At 66.8% G+C, this 15,821-nt stretch carries 15 protein-coding genes and 5 pseudogenes; 11 read left to right on the top strand and 9 right to left on the bottom strand.

What is annotated here, in order from left to right; all coding sequences use genetic code 11:
* The first annotated feature begins 227 nt into the window (after positions 1-227).
* Together OG788_RS39900 and OG788_RS39895 are read left to right on the top strand one after the other, a co-directional pair.
* On the top strand, positions 228-590 hold the full coding sequence (locus tag OG788_RS39900; RefSeq protein ID WP_406375816.1) for a hypothetical protein: 363 nt from the start codon (positions 228-230) through the stop codon (positions 588-590).
* Positions 591-631: 41 nt separating this feature from the next.
* Positions 632-1,201: pseudogene (locus OG788_RS39895) on the top strand (transposase family protein); the annotation flags it as partial.
* Here OG788_RS39895 and OG788_RS39890 read toward each other — a convergent pair.
* Positions 1,195-1,359: pseudogene (locus tag OG788_RS39890) on the bottom strand (IS701 family transposase); the annotation flags it as partial. The pseudogenes OG788_RS39895 and OG788_RS39890 sit on opposite strands and share 7 nt — an antisense overlap.
* Before the next feature lie 78 nt (positions 1,360-1,437).
* Positions 1,438-2,010, bottom strand: coding sequence for a GNAT family N-acetyltransferase (locus OG788_RS39885; protein WP_406375815.1), 573 nt, complete (start codon positions 2,008-2,010; stop codon positions 1,438-1,440).
* A gap of 251 nt (positions 2,011-2,261) precedes the next feature.
* On the opposite strand from OG788_RS39885, the gene OG788_RS39880 reads away from it, so the two are divergent.
* Both OG788_RS39880 and OG788_RS39875 read left to right on the top strand, forming a co-directional pair.
* Positions 2,262-3,497 (top strand): IS701 family transposase, encoded by a 1,236-nt coding sequence (locus OG788_RS39880; RefSeq protein ID WP_406376974.1) that lies wholly within the window; start codon positions 2,262-2,264, stop codon positions 3,495-3,497.
* 979 nt (positions 3,498-4,476) lie between these two features.
* A complete protein-coding gene (locus tag OG788_RS39875) occupies positions 4,477-4,944 on the top strand; it encodes a hypothetical protein (RefSeq protein WP_406375814.1) in 468 nt (155 codons plus the stop codon).
* Positions 4,945-5,197: 253 nt separating this feature from the next.
* Here OG788_RS39875 and OG788_RS39870 read toward each other — a convergent pair whose 3' ends face one another.
* A complete protein-coding gene (locus OG788_RS39870; protein ID WP_406375813.1) occupies positions 5,198-5,458 on the bottom strand; it encodes a hypothetical protein in 261 nt (86 codons plus the stop codon).
* Between the two features lie 386 nt (positions 5,459-5,844).
* A complete protein-coding gene (locus tag OG788_RS39865) occupies positions 5,845-7,230 on the bottom strand; it encodes an MFS transporter (RefSeq protein WP_406375812.1) in 1,386 nt (461 codons plus the stop codon).
* A 125-nt stretch (positions 7,231-7,355) separates the two neighbouring features.
* On the opposite strand from OG788_RS39865, the gene OG788_RS39860 reads away from it, so the two are divergent.
* The gene (locus tag OG788_RS39860) at positions 7,356-8,243 is read left to right on the top strand and encodes a helix-turn-helix domain-containing protein (protein ID WP_406375811.1); all 888 of its coding nucleotides are present in this window, start codon (positions 7,356-7,358) and stop codon (positions 8,241-8,243) included.
* A 4-nt stretch (positions 8,244-8,247) separates the two neighbouring features.
* Here OG788_RS39860 and OG788_RS39855 read toward each other — a convergent pair whose 3' ends face one another.
* The 3 genes and pseudogenes from OG788_RS39855 to OG788_RS39845 form a co-directional block, all read right to left on the bottom strand.
* Complete coding sequence (locus OG788_RS39855) at positions 8,248-8,631, bottom strand: hypothetical protein (protein WP_406375810.1); 384 nt, start codon at positions 8,629-8,631, stop codon at positions 8,248-8,250.
* Positions 8,632-8,735: 104 nt separating this feature from the next.
* Positions 8,736-8,933, bottom strand: a pseudogene (locus OG788_RS39850) (SAM-dependent methyltransferase); the annotation flags it as partial.
* Between the two features lie 110 nt (positions 8,934-9,043).
* Positions 9,044-9,322 (bottom strand): winged helix-turn-helix domain-containing protein, encoded by a 279-nt coding sequence (locus OG788_RS39845; protein ID WP_406376973.1) that lies wholly within the window; start codon positions 9,320-9,322, stop codon positions 9,044-9,046.
* Positions 9,323-9,594: 272 nt separating this feature from the next.
* Between OG788_RS39845 and OG788_RS39840 the strand changes: the two genes are divergently transcribed.
* Both OG788_RS39840 and OG788_RS39835 read left to right on the top strand, forming a co-directional pair.
* Positions 9,595-10,326, top strand: a complete 732-nt coding sequence (locus tag OG788_RS39840; protein WP_406375809.1) for a DsbA family protein — start codon at positions 9,595-9,597, stop codon at positions 10,324-10,326.
* Positions 10,327-10,624: 298 nt separating this feature from the next.
* Positions 10,625-11,245: a hypothetical protein gene (locus OG788_RS39835; protein ID WP_406375808.1), complete on the top strand. Its 621-nt coding sequence runs from the start codon at positions 10,625-10,627 to the stop codon at positions 11,243-11,245.
* A gap of 225 nt (positions 11,246-11,470) precedes the next feature.
* On the opposite strand, the pseudogene OG788_RS39830 reads toward OG788_RS39835, so the two are convergent.
* Positions 11,471-11,650 (bottom strand): annotated as a pseudogene (locus OG788_RS39830) (transposase); the annotation flags it as partial.
* Between the two features lie 143 nt (positions 11,651-11,793).
* Here OG788_RS39830 and OG788_RS39825 point away from each other — a divergent pair.
* The 4 genes and pseudogenes from OG788_RS39825 to OG788_RS39810 form a co-directional block, all read left to right on the top strand.
* Complete coding sequence (locus OG788_RS39825) at positions 11,794-12,072, top strand: hypothetical protein (protein ID WP_406375807.1); 279 nt, start codon at positions 11,794-11,796, stop codon at positions 12,070-12,072.
* Positions 12,073-12,242: 170 nt separating this feature from the next.
* Complete coding sequence (locus OG788_RS39820) at positions 12,243-12,734, top strand: transposase (RefSeq protein WP_406375806.1); 492 nt, start codon at positions 12,243-12,245, stop codon at positions 12,732-12,734.
* Positions 12,735-12,806: 72 nt separating this feature from the next.
* A complete protein-coding gene (locus OG788_RS39815) occupies positions 12,807-13,022 on the top strand; it encodes a DUF6243 family protein (RefSeq protein WP_406375805.1) in 216 nt (71 codons plus the stop codon).
* Between the two features lie 456 nt (positions 13,023-13,478).
* Positions 13,479-13,772, top strand: a pseudogene (locus tag OG788_RS39810) (GNAT family N-acetyltransferase); the annotation flags it as partial.
* 156 nt (positions 13,773-13,928) lie between these two features.
* On the opposite strand, the gene OG788_RS39805 reads toward OG788_RS39810, so the two are convergent.
* Positions 13,929-15,491: a polysaccharide lyase family 1 protein gene (locus tag OG788_RS39805; protein ID WP_406375804.1), complete on the bottom strand. Its 1,563-nt coding sequence runs from the start codon at positions 15,489-15,491 to the stop codon at positions 13,929-13,931.
* Positions 15,492-15,821 lie beyond the last annotated feature (330 nt).

Below are 15,821 nucleotides of genomic sequence, written 5' to 3'. Positions count from 1 at the left end.
GGGCAGGGGCTGGGCAGAGATATGTGTGTGATGGATGCGGCGGGCAAAGAGGCTGCCGTCGCTCGGTTTCTTCGCGAATATCCACAGATAGAGCGAGCTGCATGCGACCACCCCGCGCTGCTGGGCTGCGCCGATGTCGACTGGTCGCAGATTCCCGGGTGCCCTGCCGGGATCCCGGTCCTGCTCCGCGGTCTCCTGGATGAGGTAGCCGGCCCGAGGCCCTGCGCGTGCTGGGCAATGTCTTGATGAACAGCGTCTTTCATACGAGCACCGCGATGCCGGCGGCCCTGCCCTTCCTGATCGGCCTGGTAGCTGTCCCTGACATCGCGGTGCGGCCCGGCCTGGTCGACCTCTTGGTCGTTGCCGCGGAGCTGTCTTCGCCCGTTGACTCGGCCAACGAACGCCAGGTGCTGCTACTCGGGAACGACTGCGATCACCCGGAACGCGAAGGGGGCAGGGCCGCCTTCGCCGCACATGCTTCTGCGTTGCGCGCGTTGTTGGAGGACGAGGCTCTTCCGGACGGACTGATCAGCGCAGACGACCGCGCGTGCCTGCTCAAGGCTGTGGAACCGCATCGATACCCCTCCTGACTACCCACGGCCAGCACTGCGGCCCGTGAAAAGATCTCGCGGTGTCTGGTGTGATTACGGCGTCGGAACCTTCCTTGATAGCCCCGTTCACCGGGCTGAGCCCGCAGCAGTTCGGGAAGCTGGTCAGCGTGCTGCGCCGCGAAGGAGCGGATGCGATCCGCAGGGGACGACCGTGGAGCCTGCCGTTGGAGGACCGGGTTCTCCTCGTCGTCGCGTACTGGCGGACGAATCTGACCTTGCGGCAGCCCGCCCCACTGTTCGGGGTCTCGAAGTCGGCCGCCGACCGCATCATCGACCACCTTGGGCCCGCGTTTGCGCTCCAGCCTCGTAAACGGTTCCGCAAGGGCACTGTCCTGATCGTGGACGGCACGCTGGTACCCACCCGCGACCACAGCATCGCCGAGCAGTCGAAAAGCTACCGGTACTCCACCAATCACCAGGTCGTCATCGACGCCGATGCCCGGCTCGCCGTCGCCGTCGCCGTCGCCGTCGCCGTCGGGCGCCCGTTGCCCGGCAACCGGAACGACTGCAAGGCTTGGGAGCTGTCGGGAGCCAAGGCCGCAGTCGGTAGGACCACGATCATTGCGGACGGTGGCTACCGAGGCACCGGAAAGCAGTTCTTGCGGGGCAGGTCCGACAGCAGGCCGAGCGCCAACTGCCGGACATGACGTCGGGGTTCGACCCGCGCGAACCGTCCCGATATCCGGTCCATCAGACCCTCGAATGCCTCCTGCCAGCGGGCAGGGTCTACGCTGTGACCTGCGGCCACCGCATGATCGTTTGTCTTCACACGCCGATGATTTAACAGTGGCCGCGCCCTTGCCCGAACAGGCCCCCACCAGCAAGATCACAATCTATCGCTGGGGCTCGGCCGCCATTCCGCTTCGAGGATGCTGAATATCTCGGAGTCCCGCCAGCCGTCCCGGATCAACGCGGTGTGCCGATGCCGCCCCTCGTACGTCATGCCGAGCTTGCCCAACAACCGAGACGACGCGAGATTGCGGGGGTCACAGGTCGCGTAGATCCGGTGAAGTCCCAATTCCCCGAACCCGCGCGACAGAAGCTCTTGTCCGATCGCCGTGCCCACGCCACGCCCCCAGGCCCTCGGGTGCACGATGTAGGCGATTTCGCCCTGACGATGGCGACGGCTACGAATGTGCAGCTCACCCATGCCGACGAGTTCGTTCTCGAAGCGAGCAATGTAGACGAATCTCTGCTGATGGGCGTGCGACCAGGCTTCGACGGCGGTTTGCACGAACGCGCGCGTCTGGTCCTCGGTGTTCGGCCCCCAAGACTGGTAGCGACAAGCCTCGTCAAGGCTGGCCCAGGAGTGCACTGCTTGCCAGTCGTTGAGCGCGAGCTTGCGCAAAGTCACTATGGATTGGCTCACAAGCGGATCTTGCCAGATCGTATTGGGCACGAGCCCGGACTTCGGTAGCCCGCCACCGCCGTCAGACCGAGCCCCACAGACCGGCGCCACCTTGCGCCAAGTCACGATCTACGGCTGGAGTACTAGTACTCCAGCAGCACTTTGACGTTTTCCCTGTTCAGGGGTGGTTTCGGTGAGTGTAGTGGGCTGATTGCCGGCCTGTGTTCTCTTTCCCGGGCCGCCCCTCGATCGTGTGCAGCCGCCGTCGGTAGTGGCAACGCTCTGGGCAGCCTTCGGGCGTGATCGACGAGCGTGCAGTTGAGATCTGGAACGACGAGCTCGAGGAACTGTTCCTGCGTACCGGGCACCGCTTCAAGCGCGTCGAGCCGCGTCGCAGGATGCGTGACTACATCCGTGGATTGCTGGGCCCGGTCGGCCGAAAGAACGGGTGGCAACTGGCCGAATACGCTGGACACCGAACCCCTGACCGCCTGCAGCGGCTCCTCAACGGCGCCCGCTGGAACGCCGACGAGCTCCGCGACGACCTCCAGCACTACGTGGCCGAACGACTCGGCGAGCCCGACGGCATCCTCGTCCTCGACGACACCGGCTTCCTGAAGAAGGGCACCACTTCGGCCGGCGTGCAACGGCAGTACTCGGGCACCGCCGGCCGCACCGAAAACTGCCAGATCGGCGTGTTCGCCGCCTACGCCACCACACGCGGACGCGCCCTGGTGGACCGGGAGTTGTATCTGCCCAAGTCCTGGACCGACGACCGCGACCGCTGCCGCGCCGCCCACATTCCTGACGAGCGCACCTTCGCCACCAAGCCTGACCTGGCCAAGGCCATGGTGCTGCGGGCAATCGCCTCTCCGCTGCCGATCGCCTGGGTGACCGCCGATTCCGCCTACGGCCAGGAGTGGCGCTTCCGCCGCCTGCTGGAAGAGACCGCCATCGGATACGTCCTGGTTGTCCCGAAGTCCCAGCAGGTGCCGCACTTCGGACGCATCGATCACCTCTTCTCCCAGGCACCGGGCGGGGCATGGGAGAGACGTTCGTGCGGTGACGGCGCGAAGGGCCCGCGCCTCTACCACTGGGCCGCCCTGCAGATCACGTCCATCGAGGACTTCGACGGCGACATGCCCACCCACCAGCGGTGGGCACTGGCACGCCGCAGCATCAACAAGCCCGACGAGATCGCCTACTACCTCGCCCATGCACCGCTCGGCACCACGATCGAGACCCTGGTCCGTGTCGCCGGGATGCGCTGGGCCATCGAGGAAGCCTTCCAGGCCGCGAAGAACGAATGTGGCCTGGATCAGTACGAAGTCCGCCGCTACACGGGCTGGATGCGGCACGTCACCCTGGCCATGCTGGCGCATGCCTTCCTAGCCGTCATGGCCGCCGACGCCGCGGCAAAAGGGGCAGCAGAAACGGTTCCTGCCTTGCGCCCCTCACCGTGGCAGAAGTTCGGCGGCTCCTGGCAACTGTCCACTCACCCACGGCTCACCAGCCCCTCATCAACGCACGCGCACTGAGATGGTCACACTGGCGCAGACGACGCCAAGCCGTCGCCCGACGTTGCCACTACCGACGGCGGCTGCACACGATCGAGGGGCGGCCCGGGAAAGAGAACACAGGCCGGCAATCAGCCCACTACACTCACCGAAACCACCCCTGAACAGGGAAAACGTCAAAGTGCTGCTGGAGTACTAGACGCGTGCACCGCCGTCTCACCCTCTCGCTCGTTCAGTGCCGCGCACGGACGTTCAAGCAACACCAGGAACCCATTCCGGTGCGCCGGCCAACCGCTCAGGCACGTGACTGAACACCCGGCGCGCAGCCCAGCACTCCACCAACGCAGTTGGAAAGAGTGCGCCTGCGGTGATGGCCTCGCCCTGGACGGCGCCGGCCTGGATGAGGGATGGGATGCTTGGGCATGGCGCCTGAACCCCATATCGCTCCGTCAATGACCACTCACGTCAATACGGTGACCGATGGAATCACCAGAGTCTTCACGTGGGAGGAAGACGCACGCATCGAGGTACGCGACCTGGGCGGAGAAATCGTGATCGAGGCCAACGCCGCAGGGCTGAGGACCCTGGCCGGCCACCTGATCACACTCGCCCAGGACGGCACACAACGGACTCGAAGAGGGGTCCGCGAGCCTGGTCCTGGAGAGGTGCGACGACGAATGACTCGTGCCAGAGGCGTGCCAGGTCGTGCGGGGAAGCACGGGGAACAGCGGGTACTGATTCGGCGGCACCGAGAGCTCCAACAGCCTCTAGCCGCAGGTCAGTAGGGCAACTGACGCCAGAGCATCTGAGTTTCCCAAGCTGAGGGCGCGAGTTCGATTCTCGTCACCCGCTACGCCACGGGCCTGCCGGCCGAAGGCTGCGGCGGAAGGCAGTTCCCTTCTGGCCAACGAAGACCAGGCCTTCAAGCCCGCCAGGACCCGGCGGTCCTACCGCTGTAGGCGGTAGTGCGCGCCTCAGGCTCAGATGCTTTGCTCTGCGCATGCAGGCTGTCTACGCAAGTCTTGTAGCTGTGCTCGGCACGCTACTTGGAGCAGTGACCACCTATGCATTCCAGCGCCGCGCAGCGGCGTCCGCGACGCGCAGCTCCCGGGCGGATCGCCTGCGCGAAGATCAGCTGGCTGCCTACAGCGCCTTCGCGGAAGCTGTGACGGACTATCGGAGCAGCCAGTTTCGGCGGTGGGAGCTCATGCAACTCGATCCAGCGAGCCCCGAGTCGACAGCGGCCACACTCGAATCACACCGCCTGCGCGGCGTCACTCGACAGATTCGCTGGCGCATTCAACTCCTTACCGAAGACCAAGAGCTCGTGCGCCTTGCGGACGCGGCAGTCATCGAAGCACGAGACGTGGGTTCGGCTGATGATGTGGCTGACCGAAAGAGCAGACATGATCTCACCGGCGTAGCGGTCGAGCGGTTCATTCTTCACGCGGCCACGCACGTGCGCTGACCCGGGTATCAATCATGAGACAGCAGAGTGCAACTCACCACCGGCCCAGGCCGCAGGGGAACGCCCCTGCACACAGCCCGGCACCCCACCAACACAGTTGGAACACGTGCACCGTTCGGCTGGCAAACCTGTCACGTCCTGAGGCAGTTGGGACTCACTTTTGTAACACGCACGCGTGCGCTCCTGATGCACCCCGTCTTCATTCGCTACTGAACTTGAACTCGTGATGTCGGGCCTTGCGGGCTGAGACGTGTCAGATATGGGCCCTGATTTGCTGCACTGGATGTCCGAGTGCGTCCCCGATGGCGGTCAGTTCCTCGTCGCTGAACCAGGCGCGCTCGGGGTTCCGGATGGCAATCTCGAATCGAGCAAAGCCACAGGGCCAGTCGTAGTCCAGTGCGTCCAGCGAGCTCGCGGTGCCGCAGCAGGGGACCACCACGGCGAGGGTTGCGAAGCCGTCGTGGCAGTGGGCTTCGAAGGCACGCCCCGCCGGCCTGCACACGTACCAGCTCATGGCCGCCACCCGCCTCACCCGCTCGCAGGTCGGCCGCTGCATCCGGCACGTCCGCGACGTCGTCGCCTCGGAGAACCTGCGTATAGCGCCAGAACAGCCGTCGCCGCAGCCGTGCGCCAGGGAGGACGTCTTGGGGTTGCTGGGATGCCGGCTGGAAGGTGCCGACCTCGGGTGGGATCACCCAGGCCCGCCAGCGGCTGGGCGAGGAGCCTTTGCGGCCCTCCGCCACTGATCATCGACCGGCTCGCCCAGCCGATCTGAAGGTCGGGGTTGCCCCTCCCCCGGCCGAGGCGAGGTGCGGAGCGCCCTCACGACGTGCGCCGCCCGGCTCCCTCAGGTTGAGTTCATTACCGGGCCCCGCGCCAGACATCCGCGTCACCGTCCCGTCAGCTACGGCCGCGCGGCAGCATGAGGGCCGCGGCCGTGGTGGCTATCAGCATCACAGCCGCGACGCACAAGGCGACCCGCAGACCCACAATGAACTCACCCCGGTCCGCGACCAAGGCTCCGCAGACGGCCACGGCGAGCGCGCCGCCCGTCTGCCGGAAGGAGTTCAGGATCCCGGCGGCCATTCCGGCCCGATCTGCGGCTATGTCGTTCAGCAGGATGGCGGTCAGGGAAGGTACGAAGAAACCTAGGCCGAGGCCGACCGGGATGAGCATCGCCGCGATCACTGGTCTGCTGGTGCCCTCGTCGATCCAGAGCAGGCCGAACATCGCCGACGCGAAGATCGCTTGTCCCATGGTGATCGGCATCCGCGGCCCAAAGCGTGCCGCAGCCCTGGCCGAGGCCAGGTTGGCTCCGGCGATCACGGACATCATCGGTAGGAACATCAGCCCCGCGGCCATGACGGACAGGTTCAGAACGTCCTGAAAGAACAGGCTCAGCACGAACACCAGCCCGTAGAACGCGGCATTGACGACGAAGCCGATCGCGACCGAAACCGTCACCGTGCGCGAACGGAAGAGGTCGAGCGGGACCAACGGCGCGGCGGTACGTGCCTCGATCATGATGAACGCGGCCGTCGCCACTGCGGCGAGCCCCAGGCAGCCCAGCACCACGGGCTCGCCGAAGCCGTTCTCCCCTCCGTCGATCACCGCGAAGGTGAGCGCCGCGAGCGCGACGATCGCCGTGAGCTGGCCGTACGGATCGAGCGGCGCGGCACGGCGCGGCGAGCGCTCCGCGCGGGTCAACACCGCGAGGGTGGCGATGCCGACGGGCAGGTTGACGACGAAGATCGCCCGCCAGCTCAGAGTGCTGGACAGCACCCCGCCGGCCACCGGGCCGGCGGCAACCGCGACGGCTCCGCCAACGGTCCACAGCGCGATGGCCCGTGCCCGTTCGGCCGCGTCCGGGAAGGCCTGCCGGACGAGGGCCAGCGAGGAGGGCAGCATGATCGCCGCCGCGCTCCCCTGAATCAGGCGGGCGGCGATCAGCTCGCCCAGCCCCGGCGCCAGTCCGCAGGCAGCCGAGGCGACCGTGAAGACCGCGACGCCGACGCCGAACGCGCGGCTCGCCCCGATGCGGTCGGAGAGCGTGCCCGCGGAAAGCAGGAGTGCGGCGAACATCAGCGTGTAGGCGTCCACGATCCACTGCAGTCCCGCCGTGCTGCCGCCGAAGGTCCGCCCGATCCCGGGCAGCGCCACGTTCATCGCCATGGTGTTGAGGTTGAGCAGAAAGATGCCCATGAACGTGGTCGCCAGGATCAGCTTCGGTGCGGCCGTGCGTTGCCGGGCATCCTGTGACGCGCGGGCTGGTTCAAGAGTGGTCATCCGTCCAGACTGGTGAGGCTCGCGAGGGCGAGGCAGACCGTGATCTTCCGGGGTGCGCCATAGGTGGGTGTAACAGGGCCAGGCTCCGGGCCGGACCCCTGATCACCCGCTGGCAGAATGACGACATGACCGAGTTCGGAAAGTTTCTGCGGGCTCGCCGTGGCGACGTACGCCCGGCAGACGTCGGACTGCCCGCCGGAACCGGCACGCGCCGTACGCCGGGTCTGCGCCGGGAGGAGCTGGCGGCGCTGGCCGGTGTGAGCATCGACTACTACATACGTCTGGAACGCGGCAAGGAGACCCATCCGAGCCGCTCCGTGGTCGAGGCGCTGGCCGGCGCGCTCCGCCTCAACCAGGAGGAGAGCGGCTTCCTGCACGAGCTGGCGGCGCGGGCGGCGCGGCGTGCGCCCGAGCCCCGTCCCCTGCCGTCACGGCGGGTCCGTCCGACCGTCACGCAGCTTCTGGAGACGCTCCGGCCCAACCCGGCGTACGTCGTGAGCCGCACCAACGACCTACTGGCGGCCAACCCCGGCGGGCTGCGGCTGCTCCACGGCATCGCCGACTGGCCGGAGCGGCAGCGGAACACCGTCCGGTACACCTTCCTGCACCCAGCTGCCCGCGAGCTGTGGGCGGACTGGGAACAGAAGGCCAAGGGGTGCGTCGCCCAGTTGCGGGCGATCGCCGGCACCGATCCGGATGCCCCGGATCTCGCCGCACTCGTAGGTGAGCTAATCGTCAAGAGCCCCGACTTCAACCGGCTCTGGGAGCGGTACGAGGTGCACACGATCGGCGACGGCGAGAAGACGCTCCGACACCCGGAGGTCGGCACGATGACGCTCTCGCACGAAGGGCTGTCCCTCAACCGCGCACAAGGCCAGCGCCTCATCATCTACATGGCGCCGCCAGGCAGCCCGGACCACGACAAGATGACGCTCCTCGACCTCGCCGCCTCCGGCCCGTCCGTCGGTTCCGGTGAGACGGCGCCCGTCTCACCCTCCCGGAGACAGGGCTAGGCGCTTACGAAATCCCGATCGACAAAATGTTGTCTATCCGCAGGCGATGCCCAGTTCGGTGAACATGGCCATCATCTCCAAACGGAGGGTCTGCCTGGCGGGTGGTGTAGCCGTCCATGCCACGCATCGCGGTGACCTGGGCGGTCAGGTGGGTGGCGGTGAAGCCGCCGGGGGCGGGTGCCAGGGCCAGGACTCCGGCCAGCACGGCGCGGATCCGGGGCCTGTTCAGATCGATCCCGCCAACGCGGGTGGCGCCGAGTTGGAAGGGCAGCGGCAGTTCATCGAGGGTGCCATCGGGCATGAAGCCGATGTCTACGCAGACCAGCATGGTGCAGAACCGCTGTGCCATATCCGATAGGGCGGCGACGATCCGGGGGAACTTGTCCATGCCCGGCCGGTCTTGAAGCCTCAAGATCCGCCAACAAGAATCCTCCGGGTGCTCCTGACCTCCACGGTTCAGATCATGACCCGCCAACTAAAAGTCTCGGTCACAACGGCCTGCACAGCGTCGGATCGTCCGGCCAAGAGCCTTGCAAGATCACCGCCGCCGGAACCGACTTCCAGGGCGAGGCCGAAGCGCCTCGGCAACTGCCGCAGGATCCAGCGATGGTAGTGAGCAGTGTGATCCCAGGGCTAAGCAGCGTTGAACCGTTCAAGAGCCCGCAGGACACGAGGCGACAAGATCTTCATCACCCCGGTCCATCAAATCCCTGCGGCATGCACACCCTGTTCCGGAACAAAGATCACTTGCTCCCGGACTACCGGACGCAGTCCAAGGAAGCGAGTTGAAAAACACCTACTCACCCGCGGCCAGACCTCCTCTTCCACAGCTCCACCGCGTCATCGTCACGCTCGATCGCGCGGCGCGCGGGTTGCTGCCACGACCAGCCGTGACGCCTGAGCAGTCGCCACGTGCCCTCCACCGTGTACGAGATACGGAAGAGCCGACTGATCAGTTTCTTGACCCGCGCCAGGGTCCATCGCTGGTCAGCCCAGCCCTGTGCGAGCGGTCCACGCTCCAACTCCCTCTCCAACCTGGCGACCTGGGCACCGCTGAGCCTCGGCCTACCGGGCGACACCTTCGAGGGCGACACCAGCCGCCCCGCCCTCACGCCATCGGCGCCCAGTCGATGTCATGAAGTCCGTCGAACATGATCAGAACCATGCCAGGCGGCACTGACACCGGCCCGTCCCAGGACGGGGCGACCGTACGACCCCGTCCTGGGACGGGCCAGGACCAACGGGGCGGCGCCTGCGCTGGATGCGAGGCACGGTCTCGCAGGCGTAACGGCACGTGCTTTCTTCACACTGATGATCTATGGTCGCGCTGTTCATAGGGGAGGGAAGACGCATGGTGCGTGGGGGACGGGTCGCTGTGCTGTGCGCGGCCGCGGTGCTGATGCTGGCCGGGTGCGGGCAGCAGGCGGCGCAGGCCAAGCCTGCGTTCGAGAGTGCGGAGAAGCTGCCGGAGAAGCTCGCGAAGGACGGCACCACCATTCTCGTGGGCGATCCGGACGCGAGGATGACGGTGCACCTGTACGAAGATCCGCGCTGTCCGTACTGCGAGGAGTTCGAGACGACCGGCGGTTCCCCGAAGCTTCGGGAGATGATGCTCGACCACCGGGCCAAGGCCGAGTACACACTGGCCTCCTTCTTGGACGACCGCCTGGGCGGCGGCGGGTCGAAGAGGGCGGTCAACGCCCTGCGTGCCGCGCTGGAGGAGGGCAGGTTCGTCGAGTACCACGAGGTGCTCTTCGCCAACCAGCCCGAGGAGAGCATCGACGGCTACACCGACGCGTATCTGCTGGAACTGGCCGGCCAGGTGGAGGGTCTGGGCGGACCGGAGTTCAGCGCGGCCGTGAAGAGCATGAAGTACCGCTCCTTCGTCACCGCTTCCGAGAAGGCCTACGAGGAGGCCGGTGGAGCGAAGGAACCCGAGGGTCCCGGGACACCCACCGCCGTGATCAACGACAAGCGGATCCCCATGGAGTACAACAGCCTGCTCCTCGACGGCGCCGCCTTCAAAGGCCTGCTCCAGCAGATCTCCGACAAGCCCTGGGACTGGGTGGCGACCTCCTTGTGAACGGGCGCGCCACCACCGGCGAGGCGTGGCTCCGGGTCCACCGCATCGATCCTGCCCGCTGGTCGCAACGCTCAGTCGCTGCTGCACGGAAACCTGAGCCAGAACCGGTTCTCGCGAACAAGGCCAGCGACGTACAGCAACCGGCATAACCGCAACCGGCCGTCACGAGCGCTCGGCGACCGGTTCACCAGTCCGGCGGACCTCGGCGATCGCCACGCATCGGGGGGCCAGATCAAGGCCCCGAAGGGCGCCGGGAAAATGGAACTCCGCCCGCTCTCGGTTGTGGCAGGGTGCTCGCATGTCCAGCCCGGCCTCGTATCCCGTCTTCCGTACCACCGACCCGGCAGTGGCCTTGCGCGTGGCGCGAGAGCTTGTGGAGGTCGGTGACCCGCAGCATGCGGAGGTGTCGGTGGACATCGAGCTGCGGACGGTCCGGGAAGTGCTGCGGATACGCGATGCGCTGCCCGATTCCTGGTTCAGGAAGGAGAACGTCGAGGACTGGGCACGGGATCTTTCCGACCCGACGGGTCTGCACGTCGGTGTCCATGCGCCCGAGCTCTCCGATGATCCGGACTTCCTGTCCCCGCACCTGCCGCTCTGGGCATCGATGGAGTACCGGCCCGTGGGCAGCGTCGAGGAAGAGTTCGCTGCCTTGGTGGGGTCGAACATCGGCGAGATCTGGTGGTCCAGTCTGATCTGGCCCGACGCACCGGACAGCAACATCTACCGCGAAGCCAACAACGCCCGGGTTTCACTGCTTTTCAACTGCCGTACTACCAATCTCGACGAGCGCGCCGATGACCATACCGTGCTCGTCCACGTGCTTTGCAGGGGCCACGACAGGGAGTCCGAGGAACGGCACGCCGCCTGGCTGGCGAAGCAGATCGGCCAGTCCGTCATCGGCCCCCGACAGGAGTAGGCACGGGTGTTGAGGCCGAAGAGGTTCCATGAGGTGCTTGCTGTCGCCGCCGGCGTGGGCTTCGTCCAGGAGACGCTCGTCGCGCAATGCGCAGGGGTCAGGGGGACGCCGGCGCAGGAGCCACAGGTTCTGGCAGGTCCGGCATGGCCAGGAGCATGGCCTGGATCTCCGCATCACCTTCGTCAGCTGCCCATGCACGCAGGACCTGGAGCATGGAGTTGACGCCTCCCATGGGATGCCGGTGCGGTTCACGTAGAGGATCGCGTTGACGAACTCCCGTAAGTCGTGGACCCGGGCCGCCATGCCGGGGCCGGTCCGGCCGGCTCGCCAGGCCGTGAAGACCGGTTCGATCAAGGCCCAGCCGGCGTCGGAGACATCACTTCGGTACGGGCGACGAGCACTCACACCTCACCCAACGACCACCGACGCCAGCAGTCACAAAATCATCCCGAACTACCAGCTACCTAGATCAGATGCCCTCTTAAACGGCCCAGCGCACCCGGCCTACCTGGCGATAGCCGGCGGGCCCAACCAGGAAGGTGGGTCCAATGGGCTTCGACGCAGAACGATCAGCGCGCATCGCTGCCATGCAGGAAACCGCCCGGCCCGTCTGGGAGGCAACCGGCGACATCGACACACTGCAGCAGTTCCTCAGGCACAACGGGTGTCACGGAGTGGAAGCCGTGCTCGTGACCATGGGCCTGCTGAACTGCGATCTTGCCGAAGCCCAACGAGCCTTCTTCAACGCCCCATGCCGCGACGCCGAACGCCGCTTCCACAACGACGCCATGGACCTGCTCGAAGAGGCCGCCGACCACGACGCCTGACAGCACCAGCGGCCCAGCCCAGGCCCTTGACTCGGTCATTAGAACTCCACCGACCCCGTGAGCAATCGCGACCCCTCACCCCCGAGCCTCCGCGCCTCCGCGCCTCCGGGCCTCCGCGCCTCCGAGCCCTGTCCGCCCCGGCCAATGGCTTCACCATCCTCGCGGCGACCGTGCCCGAGAACCAGGGCGCGGTGCGCCCCGGCGACGCCAAACGGGACATTTCGCCGCTGATCGACCGACCCTTCTCGATGCCGGGCAGACCTCGGATACCTGACCGGCGGGCCTTGTGCGGGATCCTGTTCGTGCTGCATACCGGCATCCAGTGGGAGTATCTGCCCCAGGAGCTGGGCTTCGGCTCGGGCATGACCTGCTGGCGGCGCCTTGCCGCATGGAACGAAGCCGTTGTCTGCGATGAAATGCACCTGGTGCCGCTGAAGCTACGGGCCGCGAAGCAACTGGACTGGTCTCGGGCGGTGATCGACTCCTCCCACGTGCAGGCCGCTCGAAGAGGCCCAAGCGGACGGTCTGCCTGGTCAAGCGCGATGATTTTGGCCAGGGCAGCGAAAAAGCTTGGTCTGCGGGGCCCACGGAACCGGGTAACGTCTTTGTCATATTCTTCCAGACGCCGATTTACGAGTGACAGCGTGATGGGCCTCTTCTGACGTACTTCGACGTCGCCGCCCTTTCCCACCGATGAACCCGTAGATCACTTCACATCACTACCGGGAGAACCCGTGACCGTGAGCAAGAACATCAACAACCCCGTGGGCATGGGCGGCGGCCAGCGTAAGAAGCAGTCCCGCACCGAACGCCAGAACCACGGTCCGCACCGCAACCTCGACCGCCAGGGTGCAGCTGCCCAGAAGGCGGAGTTGGTGCGCAAGATGCGCGAGAAGGCAGGCGCAGTTGAGAGTGCCGGGCAGGTGGGCGACGACACCACACAGAGCTGACGCACCGCCGCCGCAGGGTGGCACCCCACGGTGCAGGGCCCGGACCGCGACGCGCGGTCGGGCCCTGCTGCCGTACCGGGCGCAGCAAGTTGAGTTCAGCTCTTGGCCGACCATCCGTGTCTCAGCCGATCACCCGGGGCAGCCGCAGATTCAGCAGTCCTGTCACCGCCACCGTCCCGAGGTGCACCAGGAGCGTCACCACCAGGGCGTTCCACGTGCACCCGTACTTCTTCCCATGCGAGCACGGCAGGGAGATCGCCGGACTCGAAGAAGGGATGGGGCTCTACTGGCACGTGGCCGCCTCAGCGAGCGGCGGTGCGCGACGCGCTCGGCTTCACCAAGGAGACCTCGCTGATCATGGGCATCGCCGAAGCCACGGTGCGATCCGTGCGCCGTACCGTCAAGCAGCGCTTCGCAGCCGTCGGCGCTGAGGACATGGGAGGCCAGCACACGCTCGCCCAGAGGCACTACACCTACTGGGAGACCCCGGACGGCACGCCCGTCTCGATGGCGGGAGCGAACCCGATGGTCGGCGGCCAGGCCCGGGTGGACGCCGTCTACACCCCGGGCCCACCTGCGCGGCCGCGGCTACGCGGGCGCCGTCACGGTCCAGGTGAGCCGGGCCACGCCGGCCCCGAGCGCGAAGGAGGTCGTGCTGTTCACGAACGCGGCACATCCCACGAGCAACGCGCTGTACCGGCGCATGGGTTTTGTCCCGGTCACTGGCTTTCCGCGTACGACTTCGGGTAGGCCGCTGCGGAAATCGGGCCAGGATCATGCCGGGCACACCCTGTCCGCAGGAGGGCAGCCGGCTCGCCGCCCACGCGAGGCCTGGGCCGTCCAGGGGGTACTGCCTTGGCCCTGCCGGGAGTTCCTCTCCCGGCAGGGCCGTGACGGCGGGTGCCGCTACTGGGCGTACGTCTCGAACTCGGCCACCTTCGGGGTGCCCGTCGAACCGGTGATCTCAAATGTGATCTTGCTGAGCGAGGTCTGCGAGAAGGAAATGACTCCCGCGGCGCTTCCGGAGGCCAGGACGGCGCCGGTGTCGGCGTTGAGCACGCGCCACGACCCGATGGCGCCCGCGGAACCCGAGGCCTCCCGGATGTTGACCTTGGACACCGCGGTGGCGGAACCCCACTTGATCGAGATGGATCCGGTCGACGAGGCCGGTGACCAGTACGTGCTCAGGTCGCCGTCACGCACGTTGCCGTAGCTCGTGCCGGTGGCCTTGCTGGAACCGTCGGAACCGGCACCGATGCTGAGGTTGGTCCCGCTCGGCTGAGTCGGAGTCGAGGTCGGCGTCGGGGTCGGGGTGGGGGTGGGGGTCGACGTGGGAGTCGGGGTCGCGGTCGGCGTCTGGGCGGCGCAGTTGCCGTTCGACACCTGCAGTCCGGTTCCGGCTCCCGCTGTCCGGCTCACGACGTCCGGCACGCACGAGGCGGCGTCGAGGCTGTACGAGTAGGGGATGCTGACCGTGGTGTTGGACTGCGGGTTCGGGCCGGCGGGGTTGTTGTCGGTACCGGGGCTGGACCAGGTCACGTTGTCGAAGACGTTTCCGCTGACCTGCCAGTACCCGGCCGCGTCGGTGTAGAAGGTGCCGAGGACGTCCTTGGAGTCCTCGAAGTAGTTGTTGTCCACCTTGGCGCGCGCGCCGGCACGGGAGTTGATGCCGGACTCGTTGAGGCTCACGTAGTGGTTGTTGTAGATGTGGGCCGTTCCACCACGCAGCAAGGGCGCGCGAGAGTCGATGTTCTCGTAGTAGTTGTGGTGGAAGGTCACGAAGCCGTTCGAGAGGTCGCTCTCACTGGATCCGATGAGACCGCCGCGGCCCGAATTGCGCAGGACGCTGTACGAGAGCGTCACGTACTGCGTGTTGTCCTTCATGTCGAAGAGACCGTCGAATCCCTCGGACTCGCCGCCGGACGCCTCCAGGGTGGTGTGATCGACCCAGACATTGCGGACGTCGGTCTCCATGCCGATGGCGTCCCCGCCGTTCGACGTGGGCGAGCCCGACTTCTTCACGTTCCGGACGGTCACGTTCTGGATGATGATGTTGCTGGATTCACGGATGTGGATGCCCAGTTGGTCGAAGACGGCTCCGTTTCCGACGCCTACGATCGTCACGTTGCTGATCTGCTTCAGCTCGATCACGCCGTCAGCCGTGTTGCAACTGCTGCCGGACACCTTGGCGGTGTTGGCGTGGTTGATGGTTCCCTCGACCTCGATGGTGATCGGCGTGGTGCTGCTGGCCCGGCCGCACAGCGCCGCGTGGATCGCGGTCCCCGTGGTGGCCCGCACCGTCTGCCCGCCCGCGCCGCCGGTGGTCCCACCGTTCTGCGTGGCGTAGCCGGTGGCGCTGCCGGTCGCCGCCGACGCCTCGTCGGGCATCGACAGCACCACACCGACCGCGGTCGCGAGGGCCATCGCGGCCGAGGCCGCGGAGAGTCGCAGTGCGACTGATCGTCTCATTCTCATCTCCTGATTGATCATGCGTTGTTCGAGTACGGGGAGCTGCTGGTGTGTGCGCGTGCTGCCCACCGGGGTCGTCGGCGTTGGGCCGGCCTACGAGTGGCGTAGGCAGGGGGCGCTCCGGTCCGGGATCTCCCGCGCCGGCATTCGGCGGCCCGGGCATGACGCCCGCGTCGCCCTGGGCGGGGTCTCCGCCACGCCCCGCTCTCGGCCCGTCGACGTACTGCCTGACATCTGGTGGACCGGGAGGGGATCAGCCGTCGCCACCGGTCGCGGTCGCCTGTACGGCGGGGCGGATGGCGCGATGTGTGTGCGTCATTGCGTGCACCT

It is taken from the genome of Streptomyces sp. NBC_00647 (genome assembly GCF_045207245.1).
Taxonomy (GTDB): Bacteria; Actinomycetota; Actinomycetes; order Streptomycetales; family Streptomycetaceae; genus Streptomyces.
The sequence above is the reverse complement of the archived record's forward strand: the minus strand, read 5'-3'. Positions and strand labels throughout refer to the sequence as shown.